The 16943-nt window shown below is 31.4% G+C and carries 17 protein-coding genes; 7 read left to right on the top strand and 10 right to left on the bottom strand.

What is annotated here, in order from left to right:
* Window positions 1-112 precede the first annotated feature (112 nt).
* Together pafA and murI are read left to right on the top strand one after the other, a co-directional pair.
* Window positions 113-1786, top strand: coding sequence for an alkaline phosphatase PafA (gene pafA, locus Q0820_RS15235; RefSeq protein WP_298488873.1), 1674 nt, complete (start codon window positions 113-115; stop codon window positions 1784-1786).
* A 5-nt stretch (window positions 1787-1791) separates the two neighbouring features.
* Complete coding sequence (gene murI, locus Q0820_RS15230) at window positions 1792-2580, top strand: glutamate racemase (protein WP_298488871.1); 789 nt, start codon at window positions 1792-1794, stop codon at window positions 2578-2580.
* On the opposite strand, the gene Q0820_RS15225 is transcribed toward murI, so the two are convergent.
* Together Q0820_RS15225 and Q0820_RS15220 are read right to left on the bottom strand one after the other, a co-directional pair.
* Window positions 2569-3045 carry a dihydrofolate reductase gene (locus tag Q0820_RS15225; protein WP_298488913.1) on the bottom strand — a complete coding sequence of 159 codons (477 nt, stop codon included), beginning with the start codon at window positions 3043-3045 and terminating at the stop codon, window positions 2569-2571. The two genes, murI and Q0820_RS15225, sit on opposite strands and share 12 nt — an antisense overlap.
* A 14-nt stretch (window positions 3046-3059) precedes the next feature.
* Window positions 3060-3446 (bottom strand): 2TM domain-containing protein, encoded by a 387-nt coding sequence (locus Q0820_RS15220; protein WP_298488870.1) that lies wholly within the window; start codon window positions 3444-3446, stop codon window positions 3060-3062.
* 54 nt (window positions 3447-3500) lie between these two features.
* Between Q0820_RS15220 and Q0820_RS15215 the strand changes: the two genes are divergently transcribed.
* On the top strand, window positions 3501-4586 hold the full coding sequence (locus Q0820_RS15215) for an aminotransferase class V-fold PLP-dependent enzyme (RefSeq protein ID WP_298488868.1): 1086 nt from the start codon (window positions 3501-3503) through the stop codon (window positions 4584-4586).
* Window positions 4587-4729: 143 nt separating this feature from the next.
* A complete protein-coding gene (locus tag Q0820_RS15210) occupies window positions 4730-5026 on the top strand; it encodes an isoamylase early set domain-containing protein (protein ID WP_298488866.1) in 297 nt (98 codons plus the stop codon).
* A 46-nt stretch (window positions 5027-5072) separates the two neighbouring features.
* Here Q0820_RS15210 and Q0820_RS15205 read toward each other — a convergent pair whose 3' ends face one another.
* From Q0820_RS15205 to Q0820_RS15170, 8 genes are all read right to left on the bottom strand, one after another.
* Entirely contained in the window at window positions 5073-5354 is a 282-nt protein-coding gene (locus tag Q0820_RS15205) for a DUF427 domain-containing protein (RefSeq protein WP_298488864.1), read from the bottom strand.
* Between the two features lie 5 nt (window positions 5355-5359).
* Complete coding sequence (gene egtD / locus Q0820_RS15200) at window positions 5360-6331, bottom strand: L-histidine N(alpha)-methyltransferase (protein ID WP_298488862.1); 972 nt, start codon at window positions 6329-6331, stop codon at window positions 5360-5362.
* Window positions 6332-6347: 16 nt separating this feature from the next.
* A complete protein-coding gene (gene egtB, locus Q0820_RS15195; protein WP_298488860.1) occupies window positions 6348-7508 on the bottom strand; it encodes an ergothioneine biosynthesis protein EgtB in 1161 nt (386 codons plus the stop codon).
* Window positions 7509-7603: 95 nt separating this feature from the next.
* Window positions 7604-8428, bottom strand: a complete 825-nt coding sequence (locus Q0820_RS15190) for a thymidylate synthase (RefSeq protein ID WP_298488858.1) — start codon at window positions 8426-8428, stop codon at window positions 7604-7606.
* A 111-nt stretch (window positions 8429-8539) separates the two neighbouring features.
* Window positions 8540-9991 carry a nucleoside transporter C-terminal domain-containing protein gene (locus Q0820_RS15185; protein ID WP_298488856.1) on the bottom strand — a complete coding sequence of 484 codons (1452 nt, stop codon included), beginning with the start codon at window positions 9989-9991 and terminating at the stop codon, window positions 8540-8542.
* A gap of 19 nt (window positions 9992-10010) precedes the next feature.
* The gene (locus tag Q0820_RS15180) at window positions 10011-10640 is read right to left on the bottom strand and encodes a bifunctional nuclease family protein (RefSeq protein ID WP_298488854.1); all 630 of its coding nucleotides are present in this window, start codon (window positions 10638-10640) and stop codon (window positions 10011-10013) included.
* An 86-nt stretch (window positions 10641-10726) separates the two neighbouring features.
* The gene (locus Q0820_RS15175; protein WP_298488852.1) at window positions 10727-11695 is read right to left on the bottom strand and encodes an electron transfer flavoprotein subunit alpha/FixB family protein; all 969 of its coding nucleotides are present in this window, start codon (window positions 11693-11695) and stop codon (window positions 10727-10729) included.
* Window positions 11696-11745: 50 nt separating this feature from the next.
* Entirely contained in the window at window positions 11746-12492 is a 747-nt protein-coding gene (locus tag Q0820_RS15170; protein ID WP_298488850.1) for an electron transfer flavoprotein subunit beta/FixA family protein, read from the bottom strand.
* Window positions 12493-12670: 178 nt separating this feature from the next.
* On the opposite strand from Q0820_RS15170, the gene Q0820_RS15165 reads away from it, so the two are divergent.
* The 3 genes from Q0820_RS15165 to Q0820_RS15155 all read left to right on the top strand — a co-directional run bounded on the left by Q0820_RS15165 (window position 12671) and on the right by Q0820_RS15155 (window position 16874).
* Entirely contained in the window at window positions 12671-13648 is a 978-nt protein-coding gene (locus tag Q0820_RS15165) for a pyruvate dehydrogenase complex E1 component subunit beta (RefSeq protein WP_298488848.1), read from the top strand.
* 115 nt (window positions 13649-13763) lie between these two features.
* On the top strand, window positions 13764-16265 hold the full coding sequence (locus tag Q0820_RS15160; protein ID WP_298488845.1) for a DUF5686 family protein: 2502 nt from the start codon (window positions 13764-13766) through the stop codon (window positions 16263-16265).
* An 81-nt stretch (window positions 16266-16346) separates the two neighbouring features.
* A complete protein-coding gene (locus tag Q0820_RS15155) occupies window positions 16347-16874 on the top strand; it encodes an inorganic diphosphatase (protein WP_121068922.1) in 528 nt (175 codons plus the stop codon).
* The last annotated feature ends 69 nt before the right edge of the window (window positions 16875-16943 follow it).

Below are 16943 nucleotides of genomic sequence, written 5' to 3'. Positions count from 1 at the left end.
TAATAAATATAAATTTCTTTATGTAAAAATAACAATAATGACTGTCATTTAACTTGCATTTAATTTTTTTGAGAGGGATTTTATTTACTTTTACTTAATCAATTTATTATATATGCATTTTAAAAACATTAGAACTTTTTTAGTATTACTTTTTTTTGCTAGTATTTTTAGTATTAGTTATGGACAAAAAAAGAAGAGTAAAGATAAAACTATGGAGGAGTTTAGTGCTCCAAAATTAGTTGTTGGTATTGTAGTGGACCAAATGCGCTATGATTACTTAACTCGGTTTTCCAATAAATTTCAAGAAGGGGGCTTTAAAAGATTGTTACATGATGGCTTTAATTGTAGAAATAACCATTTTAATTATGCACCTACTAGTACAGGCCCTGGGCATGCTTCTGTTTACACAGGAACAACTCCTGCAACACATGGTATAATTGGGAATGATTGGTATGATAAAGAGTTAGATAAAATGGTGTATTGCGCATCTGATGCCACGTATGCTTCTGTAGGAACTACTTCAGATGCAGGTAAAATGTCTCCGCATAGAATGGAAGTAACTACAATAGCAGATCAGTTACGCTTACACACGCAAATGAGAGGAAAAACAATTGCAATTGCACTAAAAGATAGAGGGGCAGTTATGCCAGGAGGACATACAGCAAATGGCGCATATTGGTTTTATGGAAAAAATGAAGGAAACTGGATAACAAGTTCTTTTTATAGGAATTCTTTACCAAAGTGGGTGGTTAGTTTTAACAATTCAAGAAGTGTAGATAGCTATAAGAAAGAATGGAATACTTTAAAGGATATAAACACATACTTAGAAAGTGGTTTAGATAACACCTCCTACGAAGGTCTTTTTGAAGGGGAGAATACACCTACTTTTCCTCATAATATTCCAATTTTGTGGGACGCTAATGATAAATATGAAATTTTAAAGCACACACCTTTTGGTAATAGTTTAACTGCAGATTTTGCCATTGCCGCTTTAGATGGAGAAAATTTAGGAAAAGATGAAATTACCGACTTTTTGTCTATAAGTTTTTCTAGTACAGATTACGTTGGTCATAAATTTGGGGTAAATTCAAAAGAAATAGAAGATACTTACCTAAGATTAGATCAAGACTTAGCAAGGGTTTTTAATGCATTAGATAAGAAAGTAGGAAAAGGAGAATATACTTTATTTTTAACAGCAGACCATGCTGCAATACATGTTCCTGGGTATTTAAAAGATAATAAAATACCGGCAGGACATGCAGAATTTAAAAGCCTAAAATCTAAATTAAATGAGTTTTTACAGTATGCTTATGGAACAACAGATATAGTAAAGAGTTTTTCTAATTTTCAGCTTTTTTTAGACCATAAAATTATTAAAAACTTAGAGTTAGAAGTTGGTGTTGTGCAAGAATCTATAGCTAAGGAAATTCTAAAGTATAATGTTGTAAATAGGGTGTATACCGCAGAACAAATGTGGAGTCAGCAATATACTAGGGGTATACCTTATATATTACAAAATGGATACAATCAAAAGCGGTCTGGAGATATATTGTTTGTTTTAGCTCCAGGAGTAATAAGTTATGGAAAAACAGGTTCTACACACGGATCCCCACAAATATATGACACCCATGTGCCATTATTGTTTTATGGAAAAGGTATTAAGAAAGGGAATACAGTAATTAGAACTGAAATTTCAGATATAGCACCTACTATTGCTACTTTGTTAGGTATTGCTTTTCCAAACGGAACTACAGGAAAACCAATTGTACCTGTTTTAAACTATTAGAAATTATGAGTATAATGCCTATAGGTATATTTGATTCTGGTGTGGGGGGAACATCTATCTGGAAAGAAATTGAATCTTTACTTCCTAATGAAGACATAATATATTTGGCAGATAGTAAGAATGCTCCCTATGGGAAAAAGTCTAAAGAAGAAATTTTAAGGCTTAGCATAAAAAATACAGAGTATTTATTAGAAAGAGGGTGCAAGTTAATAGTGGTTGCTTGTAATACAGCAACAACAAACGCTATAAATTATTTAAGGGAAAATTATAATGTCCCATTTATAGGAATAGAGCCAGCTATAAAACCAGCGGCATTACAGTCAGAGTCTAAAATAGTTGGCATTTTGGCTACAAAAGGCACTTTGTCTAGTAGCTTATTTCATAGTACGTCTGAAAACCATGCAAGTGGTATAAAAATTATAGAAAGAGAAGGGGAGGGTTTAGTGCCACTTATTGAAAAAGGAGAATTACAAAGTGTAGAATTAAAAAATCTATTACATGAATATTTGCAGCCTATGTTAAAAGAAGGTATAGATTATTTAGTTTTAGGATGTACCCATTACCCATACTTAATCCCTTTAATAAAAGAAATAGTACCAGGAAAAATAAAAATAATAGACTCTGGTGAGGCTGTAGCAAAACAGACAAAAGCTATTTTAGAGAAAAATAAAATAGTAAACCCTTCTACAAAAAAAGGAGAGCATACCCTTTATAGTAATGTAGATAGTAGTGTTTTAAAGAGCCTGGTAGAAAAAGAAGGAGTTACTACAAAAATTTCTTTTTTAGACTTTTAGATAAGTTAAATAAGTAAAAGCATATTTATGTTTCTCATCAACAGGGTGGTGTTCTTTAGAGTCTAGCTTCCAATTTTTAGGATTAATTTCAGGAAAAAAAGTATCTGCATCAAAAGAAGCATGTACTCTTGTTAGTTCAATTTTATTTGAAAACTTTTCGGCTTGTTTATAAATTTCACCGCCACCAATAATAAAACAATCTTCTTTAGTAACTAATTTTAGAGCATTTTCAATGCTATGTACTACAATACAACTTGGGTGTTCTACAAAATAGTTATGGTCTCTTGTAATAATTATATGCGTTCTATTTGGTAGTGGTTTAGGAAAACTTTCAAAAGTTTTTCTTCCCATTATAATTTTATGTCCAGTGGTTAAAGCTTTAAACCTTTTAAAGTCATCCGGTAAGTGCCATAATAAATCGTTGTCTTTTCCTAACGCATTATTTTCTGCCGCAGCGGCTATCATTGTTATGTTGTACACTACTCTTTTTTTTTATTAATATTGTTTAAAGGAAACTCTGTTTCAATTTCTTTCTGGATTTCTAAGATTCTTTTTTTCTGTTTGGCTACTAATTTTTCTCTTTGCTCACGTTCCCACTCTTTTCCCATAAATTTTTGAGTAAAAAGAACATTAAAAACATGAATTACAAACAAGAAGCCCCAAAAGGTAATACCCCAAATAAACCAATTGTACTCTACACCATATTTAAGAATTTTATTAATTAGGATAAGAAACACACTACCAATTAAGAAAATAACAAAGTGAGCGTATAAGCGTTTTTTTTGCTTAATACGGGTTTGCGCATTTTCTAATAGCTCATGTTGTTCTGTATCTAATTGAGATGTTTTTTTATTCTTGGAAAACATAGCAATACTTATCTTTACTTCAAAGATAAAGTAATTACTAAATAAGTTTGCAACATGAATAAGGTTAGAAGCAATTTTCCGGTATTAAGACAGTATATCTATGCTAATACAGCAGCTTTTGGATTGTTTTCTGATGATTTATTAGATTGGAGGCAAGAACATGACCTAGATTTTTTGTTGAAAGGAAGCGCAATGCGAACGGAAGGGCTTAAAATAATAGAAGAAACTAGAGAATCTGTAGCATCTTTATTTCATTGTAAAAGTGATGATGTGGCTTTAGTTTCTAATTTTTCTTTAGGAATAAATATGATTTTAAATAGCTTAAAAGAAGGTTCTAAAATAGCTTTATTAGAGAGTGATTATCCTTCTGTAAAATGGCCTTTTGAAACACGTTCTTTTAAAACTTTTGAAATTTCCATAACAGCACAATTAGAAGAGGATATAGAAAATCTTATAGCAAAAGAAAATATTGATGTTTTAGCTTTAAGTATAGTACAGTGGTTAAATGGTGTTAAGATAGATTTAGATTTTATAAAAAAACTAAAAAAAGAAAATCCAGAATTATTAATTATTGCAGATGGAACTCAATTTTGTGGAACTTCAGATTTTAATTTTCAAGAATCAGGAATAGATATTTTAGGAGCAAGTGCCTATAAATGGCTTTTGTCTGGTTATGGAAATGGTTTTTTTCTATTTAATGAGACTGTAAAAAATAGGTTTACAATTCCTACAGTCGGCTTTTCTTCAGCAGGAGCAGAGGAAGAAAAAAAAGATAGTATTTCTTTTGTAAAACATTTTGAACCTGGTCATTTATCATGTTCTGCTTTTGGGAGCTTAAATTTTTCTATTAATTATATGAAGAGTATTGGGATAGATAAAATAGAAACTCAAATTAAAGTTATAGCAGCTAAAGCAACATTAGAATTTTCTAAATTAGGTTTGTTAGATGAGGTAGTTGCTCAAAGAAAAAGCCATAGTACTATATTTAATATAAAAGGGGATAGTAAACTATTTAATCATTTAACTGATAATGGCGTAATATGTTCTCAAAGAGGAGATGGTATTAGACTTAGTTTCCATTTTTATAATACAGAAAAAGATATAGATGATATTATTGGTATCATAAAATCTCTTAATTAAGAATAATAGAAATAAGAAACAATTTTTTTGTAAGAAATTACGTTATGGGGTATGTAAATTGTCAAATTGATAATAATTTATTAATCCTTGTTAATGAGAGAGTTATTGTATTAGTTTTACTCTATATTTTAATTTAATATGTTATGGCAGTAGTAAAAAAGTATTTAAAATCTAAGCCAGTTTGTAAGGTTACTTTTACAGTACCAGCAGCGGAGGCAAAAAAAGTAGAAGTTGTTGGAGATTTCAATAATTGGAAACCTAAAGGATCAGCTTTGAAAAAACTTAAGAATGGAACTTTTAAAGGTACTTTTGATTTACCTAAAGAAAATACATTTGAATATAAGTATATAATAGATGGCTCTTATGTAAATGAACCAGAAGCGGATCGTTACCAATGGAACGATTTTGCAGGTTCTGAAAATGCAATATTAGAACTATAATAATATAAAAGCCTGTATGTTTTACATTCAGGCTTTCTTTTTTAAGTTATTTTGTTATTTCTACACCTTTCCAAAAGGCAACTCTACCTTTAATTGTTCGGGCTAATTCACTTACTTCCGGATAAAACCAAGCAGCATCAACGTTCTCTTTTCCATCTACATTTAGTGTGTAATAGGAGGCTATTCCTTTCCACGGGCAAGTAGTATGTGTATCACTTTCTTTAAAGTATTCTTTTTTAATACTTTCAGAAGGAAAATAATGATTATTTTCAATAACAACTGTATCGTCACTTTCTGCTATAATTGTATTATTCCAAATTGCTTTCATAAGATTTATTTTTTCTTGAAAATATAGTTTTTGTAGTAATTCTTTTGGTCACTAAATTCTGTTTCAATAGTCATGCCTGCATTTTTTGCTAGCATTTGTACTGTGCGTTCATCATATTTTTGAGAAATTTCAGTATGTATAGTTTCCCATGCGTCAAAATTAATTTTGAGCTCTAATTTTTCTATTAAAACTTCTTGGGCAATTGTAGAAACTAAATAACTTTTTGCAGTTCCAGTTTCTGGATTATATGTTTCCCAATGTTTAAAAGTGTCTAAATTAAAATTAGCATTTAAAGAGGTGTTAATTCTTGTCAAAATATTTTTATTAAAAGCAGCAGTTATACCTGTTTGGTCATTATAAGCGTCTAGTATAGTTTGCGGATTTTTCTTTAAATCAAATCCAACAAATAATAAATCATCAGAGTTCATATGTTGGGTAATGGAACTTAAGAATTTTATAGCCTCTTTATGTTCCATGTTTCCAATATTAGAACCTAAGAAAAGAATAATTTTTCTAGAAGTACTAGGGACTTCAATTTTTTTAAGGGCATTAAAATAGGTTCCTTGTACCTTGTTTACTTTTATTTTAGGAAATTCTTCTTTAATAGAACTACCTAATTGGTCTAAAGCATTTTGACTAATATCTATAGGTTGATACACAAAATCTACATTAGAATTAGATAAATGTTCTAGTAAAATTTTTGTTTTTTTTCCGTCACCAGCTCCGAGTTCAATTAAGTTAAAAGATTGACTGTTTTTTTGAAATAAAGAAGAAATCTGTTCTTTGTATTTTGAAAGAATATCATACTCACTATCTGTTAAGTAATATTCTGGCATCGCCATTATTTCTTGGAATAGCCTATCTCCTTTAGTATCGTAAAAATATTTTGAAGATAAATGTTTGGGGTAATCAGTTAAACCATTATAAATATCTTCTTCAAAAGCGTTAGTGAAAATAATGGTAGTGTTTTCTTGCATTTTCTTTTTGTCGTAATTATTTGGCTAACCTTAACCCGGTATATTGCCATCTTAAATTTGTTTGAAAAAAATTACGGTAAGTAGGTCTTGTATGTAGCGTAGGAGTGGCAATAGAGCCTCCTCTTAATACTTTTTGGTTTACCATAAATTTGCCATTATATTCTCCTAAGGCACCCTCTGCTTTAGTGTATCCAGGATAAGGCAAATAGGCGCTTTCTGTCCATTCCCATCTGTCTCCCCAGTTAAATTTATTTTGCGCTACTTCCCATTCAAATTCAGTTGGTAGTCTTAATTTTTTATACTGTGCATATGCAAAAGCTTCAAAATAAGAAATATGAGTAACAGGGGAATTTAAATTTATTTCTTGTAGTCCATTTAAAGTGTAATGGTGCCATTTGCCATCTATATTATGCCAATATAAAGGAGAAGTAATATTATTTTTAAGCACCCAATCCCATCCTTCTGCATGCCAAAAATTATGTAATTTATAACCATTAGCAGTAATAAACTCTATAAATTCTTTATTGGTAACAAGCTTATTTGCTATTTCGTAATTAGTAAGATAAACTTTATGTCTTCCTAACTCATTATCATAACAAAAAGAAGAATTATTATGTCCAATTTCATAAACCCCTTCTTTGACTTTTAACCATTCTTGTTGGTAATCTTGTGTTTCGTGTTCTTTAATTATATTATTGTAAGAAGGTAATAGTGGGTTATTTCCTAGGATAAATTTAATATCAGTAAGGAGCAGTTCTTGGTGTTGTTTTTCGTGATGAATGCCTATTTCTAGTAAACTGTTTATTTCTTGGCTATTGGTTTTTATAATTAACTCTTCAATTGCTTTAGTTACATAGTTTCTATATTCGTATACTTTTTGGACAGATGGTCTAGACATATTTCCTCTGTTAGAGCGTATTACTCTTTTGCCAACAGCCTCATAATAACTATTAAAAACAAAGGAAAAATCTTCATCAAATAATTTATAGTTGCTCAGATGCTGTTTTAAAATAAACTCTTCAAAAAACCAAGTAGTATGTCCTAAATGCCATTTGGGAGGAGAAACATCTTCTATAGGTTGTACAACATAATCTTCAATCTCTAAAGGGCTGCAAATATCTTCTGTATGTTTTCGCGTTTCAAGAAAAAATTGAAGCAAGGGTTTTGTAGTGGTCATTACAAGCTTATTTGCTTTAAAGATAGGAATTAAGAATACACAAACTTTAAGCAATCTTATGAAGATTACTTAAAAATTACTTTTATAAAAAAATATTAAATAGCAACAACCCCTTTAATGTGTGGGTGCGGATTATAATCTTCTAAAGTAAAATCTTCAAATTTAAAATCGAAAATATCTTTGATTTTTGGGTTTAATATCATTTTGGGTAAAGCTCTTGGCTCTCTACTAAGTTGTAATTCTACTTGCTCCATATGATTATTGTATATATGAGCATCTCCAAAAGTATGAATAAATTCCCCAGCCTCGTAACCACAAACTTGTGCCATCATCATTGTAAATAAAGCATAAGAAGCAATGTTAAAAGGAACACCTAAAAAGATATCAGCACTACGTTGGTATAATTGGCAAGATAGTTTTCCGTCAGCAACATAAAACTGAAAAAATGCATGGCAAGGAGGTAAAGCTGCTTTACCGTTAGCAACATTCTCAGAAAAAGATTTAGAGGTGTCTGGTAAAACACTTGGATTCCAAGCAGAAACTAACATTCTTCTGCTATTTGGATTTGTTTTTAAAGAGTGAATAACTTCCTTTATTTGGTCAATTTCGTCACTATTCCAATTTCTCCATTGGTGGCCATAAACAGGACCTAAATCTCCGTTTTCATCAGCCCACTCATTCCATATTCTAACACCATTTTCTTGAAGATATTTAATATTGGTATCTCCTTTTAAAAACCACAAAAGTTCGTAAATAATAGATTTTAGGTGTAATTTTTTAGTGGTCACCATTGGAAAACCTTCACTTAAATCAAAACGCATTTGATGTCCAAAAACACTCACGGTTCCTGTTCCTGTACGATCTCCTTTTTGATTACCAGTTTCTAATACGTGTTTTAATAAATCGTGATATTGTTTCATAATGATGATTAACTTAATAAAGTAAAATTAGTGAATAGAAATACTTAAGTAGTAAAAGAAAGAGTGATAATTATTAATAATTATTAACTATATATTAATGTCATGTAAAATTTAACCAAGTATCATTCCAGCAATAGTTGCTGATAATAATGAGGCTAAAGAGCCACCAAGAACAGCTTTCATTCCAAATTCGGATAGGGTTTTTCTTTGGCCAGGAGCAAGAGAACCAATGCCTCCTATTTGTATTCCTATAGATGCAAAGTTTGCAAAGCCGCATAACATATAAGTGGCCATTATTATAGATTTGTTATATGTAAAATGGGTAGCGTTAGCCATGTTTTTAAGTTCTGCTAGTTGTATGTAACCAATAAATTCACTTGCTGCTAATTTTATACCTAATAATTGTCCCATGAGCATAATATCTTCATTGGCAACACCTATTAGCCACATTAAAGGGGCAAAGATGGTTCCTAAAATAGCTTCTAAAGAAAATTTTTCATAGCTAGTATTATTAGCAATCCAACTGTTTAGGTGGGTTATGTCTCCAGTCCATTCTAATATACCATTTATCATGGCAATAAAAGCAACAAAAACTAAAAGCATAGCGCCTACATTTACAGCTAACTTTAAACCTTCGGTTGTTCCGTTTGAAATAGCGTCTAGTATATTTGAACCTATTTTTTCTGTAGATACAGTTACATTAGTATCTATTTTTTCGGTTTGCGGGTATAAAATTTTTGACACTACAATAGCACCAGGAGCAGCCATTACAGATGCCGCTAGTAAATGTTTTGCAAATTGTAACCGTAGCACAGGGTCATCCCCTCCTAAAAATCCTATATAAGCAGCTAAAACAGCACCAGCAACGGTTGCCATGCCACCTATCATAACTAATAAGATTTCGGATTTTGTCATTTTCTCTAAGTAAGCTTTTATAAGTAAAGGAGCTTCTGTTTGACCTAAGAAAATATTACCTGCAACAGAAAGACTTTCTGGACCAGATATTCCTAAGGTTTTAGATAAAAGTAGGGCAAGGCCTTTTACTACTTTTTGTATAATTCCTAAATAGAATAATAAAGAGGTTAGTGCAGAAAAAAAGATGATTGTAGGGAGTACTTGAAATGCAAAAATAAATCCGAAGGTATCCATATCTACTACCAAACCTTCAAATAAAAATTGACTTCCTGCTCTGGTAAAATCTAATATACTAACAAAAATATTTCCTAATCCTTCAAATATTTTTTGAATAAAAGGAACTTTTAGTACGCCAATAGCAATTAATAATTGTATCCCTAAACCTATACCAACAGTTTTCCAGTTAATTGCTTTTTTATTAGAACTAAATAAAAAAGAGATAGCAATTATAACTACCATTCCTAAAATACCTCTCCATAAACTATGCATGGAAAAGCCTGCATTAGGAACTATTGTAGGTATTGTAGTAGAAATGTCATTAACAATTGTAGTATTGTTAATAATAGTGTCTTGCGCTGTTGCGTCTTGAGCATAAGAAAAAATGCCAAAAATGAAAAAAATAAAAATTAGCCATGGCAAATTTTTCATGCAAACTATTTTAAAAAATTTAGTTTCTTTTAGATATTTCGTCTCTTAGCTTAGCTGCTTTTTCGTAATCTTCATTTGCTACAGCTTTATTTAGTTCTTTATGAAGTTCATCTGTGGTAAGCTCTGTGTAGCCATCTGTTGCGCCAGATTCAATTTCTATTGGGTCTCCGCCTTCTTGTAAAATTTCATCAACCATTATACTATCATCATTCTCTTCTTCTTTGTTTTTAGAAGAGAATTTTAAGAAAATACCAGCCTTATCTAAGATAGTTTTATATGTGAATATAGGGGCGTCAAAACGTAATGCTAATGCAATGGCATCACTAGTTCTTGCATCAATAATTTCTTCAATACCATCTCTTTCACAAATAATGCTAGAATAAAAAACACCGTCTACTAGTTTGTGTATAATTACTTGTTTTACAACAATATCAAACCTATCGGAGAAATTTTTAAATAAATCGTGTGTTAGTGGTCTTGGGGGTTTAATTTCTTTTTCTAAAGCTATTGCAATAGACTGTGCTTCAAAAGCGCCAATTACAATTGGAAGTTTACGATCACCTTCAACTTCATTTAAAATAAGGGCATAAGCTCCATTTTGAGTTTGGCTATAGGAAATCCCTTTTATTTTTAATCTTACTAAGCTCATAAATAGTTGTAAAAAAAGGGTTGTTTAAATAAGTTGAGTATCCATTTATTTAAACAACCCTTTAGAAAGGCACAAATTAACAAAAATTAAGCGTTTTGCGCTTTAAATTCTTTTAATTTTTCGATGAGCTGCGGTACAACCTCAAAGGCATCACCTACAATACCATAATCTGCAGCTTTAAAAAATGGAGCTTCAGGGTCTGTATTAATAACAACTTTTGTCTTAGAAGCACTTACACCAGCAAGGTGTTGTATAGCTCCAGAAATACCAATAGCAATGTATAAATTACTTGCAACAGGTTTTCCTGTTTGTCCTACGTGTTCTCCGTGCGGTCTCCAACCTAAGTCGGATACAGGCTTAGAGCAAGCTGTTGCAGCGCCAAGAACATCGGCAAGTTCTTCAATCATACCCCAATTTTCTGGACCTTTTAATCCTCTACCGCCAGATACAACAATATCTGCATCTGCTATTGTAGCTTTTCCAACAACCTTATCTACTTCTGTGGATTTAGTTGAAAAATTACCATCCTCTAAAGAGGTATCAAAATTTTCTATAGCTGCTGTAGTAGCATTTTCTATAATCCCAAAAGAATTATTAGATACTCCAACAACTTTTATATCTGTATTTATTTGTGTTAAGGCAAACCCTTTATTACTAAAAGCGGTTCTTTTTAAAGTAAAAGGACTTGTGCTTTCTGGAGCAGCAACAACATTAGGAGCGTAACCAGCTTTTAATGATGCGCTTACTAAAGGAGCTAAATATTTAGCATCTGTACTAGAACTAGTAATAATAACTTTTGCGTTTTCTGCCTTTGCTGCTTGTACAATAGTATTTGCATACCCTTTTGCATTAAACACAGATAACTTATCATTACTAACATTTAATACTTTGCTAATACCATAAGTACCTAAAGTTTCATTTTCTGTTGCATTAATAGATATTGCAACGGCATTTGTTCCTAATAACTTAGCAACTTCTGAAGCGTAAGAGGCAACCTCTAAAGCATTTTTTTTAAATTTTCCGTTTTCGGATTCTGTATATACTAAAACTGACATTTTTTTCTTAAATTAAAATATTCCTAATTAAGAGGAATAAAGAATTAATACTAAATTACTTTTGCTTCATTATGTAATAAACTTATAAGTTCATCCACATTACTAGCGTCTACTAATTTAACGGCTCCTTTTGCTGCTGGTTTCTCAAATTTAGTGTCCTGTGTAGCGTTTAATGCATCTATAGGTTCAACAACAGTTAGTTTTTTTTGTCTGGCCATCATAATTCCTCTCATGTTAGGAATTTTTAAATCGCTTTCCTGTACTAAACCTTTTTGACCTCCAATAACAAGTGGTAAAGAAGTGGTTAGAGTTTCTTTACCGCCATCTATTTCTCTTTGTGCGGTAACATTTTCGCCATCTATTTCTAGACTAATACAAGTATTTACAAAATTCATGTCTAATAAAGAAGCAAGAATCCCCGGAACCATACCGCCGTTATAATCAATAGATTCTCTACCGGCTATAACAAGGTTATAGTCTCCATTTTTAACAACTTCTGCTAATTGTTGCGCAACAAAAAAACCATCAGTAGGTTCTGCGTTAATACGTATGGCCTCATCTGCTCCAATTGCAAGGGCTTTTCTAATTGTAGGCTCTACTGTTGGGCCTCCAACAGACACTACATGGACTGTTGCACCTTGTTTTTCTTTAAACCACATGGCTCTTGTAAGGCCAAATTCATCATTTGGGTTTATGACAAATTGCACACCATTGGTGTCAAATTTTGTATCACCATCTGTAAAATTAATTTTTGAAGTGGTGTCTGGTACGTTACTTATGCAAACTAATATTTTCATCGATTAAATAAGCTTTTAAATATAATAGGGCTAAGATAGTTAATAATTTCCGAATTTACTATGCACGCATAGTAAATTTATAACTTTTTTTGATTAAAATGGTTATTATTTTGATATATAATTCCCTATTTTTGCTTGCCTTTTAGGTATTTAATTTAGGAATTCAATTGTTATAAACATGAAAACAATACAGTTTAGAGAAGCTATAGCAGAGGCTATGTCTGAAGAAATGAGAAAAGACGAATCTATCTATTTAATGGGGGAGGAAGTTGCAGAATATAATGGTGCTTATAAAGCTTCTAAAGGAATGTTAGATGAATTTGGTCCTAAAAGAGTTATAGATACCCCAATCGCGGAATTAGGTTTTGCAGGAATAGGTGTAGGTTCTACAATGACAGGAAATAGACCTATTATAGAGTTTATGACATTTAATTTTGCTTTAGTTGGTATTGACCAAATTATAAATAATGCAGCTAAAATTAGACAAATGTCTGGAGGTCAGTTTCCATGTCCAATAGTATTTAGAGGGCCAACAGCGTCTGCAGGACAATTAGCTGCAACACACTCGCAAGCTTTTGAAAGTTGGTATGCTAATTGCCCAGGATTAAAAGTAGTAGTACCGTCTAATCCTAAAGATGCTAAAGGTTTGCTAAAAGCAGCAATTAGAGATAATGATCCTGTAATTTTTATGGAATCTGAGCAAATGTATGGGGATAAAGGTGAGGTGCCAGAAGGGGAATTTACAATTCCTTTAGGTGTTGCAGATATTCGTAGATCTGGTTCAGATGTTACTATAGTTTCTTTTGGTAAAATCATTAAAGAGGCAGATAAAGCGGCAGATGAGTTAGAAAAAGAAGGTATTAGTTGTGAAATAATTGATTTACGTACTGTTAAGCCTTTAGATTATAAAGCAGTTGTAGATTCTGTTAAGAAAACAAACCGTCTAGTAATTTTAGAAGAAGCTTGGCCTTTTGGTAATGTAGCAACAGAAATTACATACCACATACAATCTAATGCATTTGATTATTTAGATGCACCGGTTATAAAAATAAATACAGCAGATACCCCAGCGCCATATTCTCCAGTTTTATTAGAAGAGTGGCTGCCAAATGCTTCGGATGTGGTTACGGCCGTTAAAAAAGTGTTATATAAGTAAATAAACACTTACATATTTGTAAAAGAATAGTAGCTTCGCCAACTTAAATTAGTCGGCGAGGCTTTTTTATTGGTACGTTATTTGTTAGTACCATTAAATAGAACATAAAATAATAATGAAAAAAATAACTTTTCTTTTCCTTTTTTTATTTGCACTACTAGTAAATGCGCAAACTAAAGTTTCTGGAATAGTATTAGATGATTTGGGAGAACCTGTTGCATTTGCTAATATACTTTTTAAGAATTCTACAGAAGGAACCATTACAAACGATAATGGAAGGTTTTATTTAGAATCAGATGCAAGTTATAATACCCTTGTGGTTTCTTTTATAGGGTATGAAACGCAGACCATAAATCTTAATTCCAAGGTTAATTACGAAATGGAAATTAAGCTAGCAGAATCTAGCGAACAATTAAATGAAGTAGTTCTTATAGCAGGTAAGCAATCTAAAAAAAATAACCCAGCAGTAGATATTCTTCGAAAAATATGGGCTAAAAAAAGAGAGAATGGAGTTCGTAAGTTTAAACAATATGCTTTTGATAAATATGAAAAGGTAGAGTTTGATTTAAATACTATAGATAGTGCCTTAATGCAACGTAAAATATTTAAAGGGCTAGAATTTGTATTTCAAGATTTAGATACTTCAAAGATTACGGGAAAAACGTACTTGCCAATTTTCTTAAACGAAACTTTTTCTAAGGTATATGGGGATAATATTATAAAAGAAGAAAAAGAAGAAATTTTAGGGAATAAAAATTCTGGTTTTGATAACAACCAAGCAATAATAGCATTTGTAGAAGATTTGTATCAGGATTATGATATTTATGATAATTACTTAAAGTTTTTTGATAAAAGTTTTACTAGCCCTTTATCTAGAACAGGAATAGATACCTATAATTATGCGCTTAGAGATAGTGCTTTTATAGATAATAAGTGGTGCTATAATATTGTATACTATCCAAGAAGAAAAAATGAATTAACATTTAAAGGAGACTTTTGGGTAAATGATTCTACATACGCTATTAAAAATATAAATCTAGAAGTTACTAAAAGTGCCAATATAAACTGGGTTAAGGAAATTTATATTGAGCAAGATTTTGATGTAATGAACGATTCCGTTTTTCTTTTAAAGAGAGACTATATGCTGAGCGATTTTAGTTTTAAAAAGAAAGAAAAATCAAAAGGAGTTTACGGTAAAAGAACTACGGTTTATAACGCTTATGATTTTGATAAAGAAAAACCTAGAGATTTTTATAAGAAAGATGGGAACCCTTTTGATCCAGAGGTAGTTGTAAAAGATGACGCATTTTGGAAGGAGAATAGATTAGAGTCTTTAAATAAAGATGAAAAAGGAATTTATAAGTTAATAGATACGTTAAAAACTGTTCCTAAATTTAAGTCGTATTATAACTTAGTTAGTATTCTGGGGTCTGGCTACGTAGAAATAGACAAATGGAATTTAGATATTGGTTCTGTTTACGATGTTTTTGGTTATAATGATGCAGAAGGTGCTAGAGTAAGGTTAGGTGCAAGAACGTATTTTGGACCAAACGATCCATGGAGAGTAGAAGGTTATGCCGCATATGGTTTTGCTGATCAAAAAGTTAAGCATGGTATATCTGGTAAGTTTTTGTTAGATAATAAAAGTAGATTAATAATCTCTGGTGGAAATAGAAGAGATATAGAACAATTGGGAGTAAGTTTAACTGCTACCAATGATGTTTTAGGAAGAAGCATAGCATCTTCCTCTTTGTTAACTGTTGGTGCAAATAATAGGCTTACCAATATTAATTTAAGCGCACTTAGTGTAGAGGTAGAGCCACTAACAAATGTTAGGGTTTCTTTGGGAGCAAACTTTAGGACGCTTAGCTCTGCATTACCTGGCGATTTTAGTTTAGATTACGTAGACCCTGAATCTGTAACAGGAATAGCATCAGAGGTTAAGCAATTTAATCTAAACACAATAGTAATATATACACCAGGAAAAAAAACAATAGGCCATGGTGTAGAGCGTAGAGATATTAATGATAACTATAGTACACTATTATTAAATTATACAAAAGGGTTAAAAGGCGCTATGAATAGCGATTTTAATTATAGTAAACTTCAGTTTTCATATAGTCAGCCATGGCAAGTAGGAGGTTTTGGAAGATTGTATAGTACTGTAGAAATTGGTAAAACTTTTGGCGAAGTGCCTCTAGGGTTATTAAGTGTTATTCCGGGTAATCAAACTTTCTTTTCTAATTATGGTACTTTTCCAAATTTAGATTTTTACGAATTTGTTACAGATACTTATGCGTCATTGCATTTAGAACATAATTTTAATGGCAGGTTATTTTCTAGAATTCCGTTAATAAGAAAATGGAATTTAAGAGAAATTGTAGGACTGCGTGGAGTTTGGGGGCAATTGTCAGATGAAAATATTGCATTAAATGCGCCAGCAAATAGTACAACGCCATTAATAGCACCATCAGATAAAGTGTATTATGAATACTCCTTTGGAATAGGAAACATTTTTAAAATATTTAGAATAGATTTTAACTTTAGAGGTAATTATTTAGATACTCCAGAAGCAAGACCCTTTAGTGTAACAGGAACTTTTGGGTTTAATTTTTAAATTATTATAGAATTAATACAATTTCATTAATGAGCTAGCGTTCATTTGTTAACTTTGTACATGACAAAAAAAAATACAATAATGGCAGAAAAGAAAAGCATAACTTTTGATGTTTTAATAGAGATTCCAAAAGGAAGTAGAAATAAATATGAGTACGATTTTACATTACATAAAATTAGGTTTGATAGAATGTTATTTTCTTCCATGATGTACCCTGGTGACTATGGTTTTATTCCAGAAACATTAGCCTTGGATAGCGATCCATTAGATGTTTTGGTTTTAGGGCACCAGCCAACTTACCCTATGGTGGTTATGGAGGTTAGACCTATAGGTGTATTTTATATGACCGATGAAAAAGGACCAGATGAAAAAGTAATTTGTGTACCTGTATCTGACCCTATATGGAGTAATAAGCATGATATTTCAGATATAAACCCACATAGATTAAAAGAAATTGAGCATTTCTTTAAAGTTTATAAAGATCTTGAGAAAAAGAAAGTAGATACTGGTGGTTGGGGAAATGCAGCAGACGCAGTTAAAATTTATCATGAATGTGTAGAGCGTTATGAAAAAAGCGAACACAAAAAGAAACGTACCTTTACTATATAGTAAATCTATAGTGTAGAATAAAAAGCCACTCTTAATTTTAAGAGTGGCTTTTTTATTATTATTGATTTC

It is taken from the genome of uncultured Maribacter sp. (genome assembly GCF_947495965.1).
Lineage (GTDB): Bacteria > Bacteroidota > Bacteroidia > Flavobacteriales > Flavobacteriaceae > Maribacter_B.
Note: the sequence above shows the minus strand (reverse complement) of the source record. Positions and strands in the feature narration are given on the sequence as shown.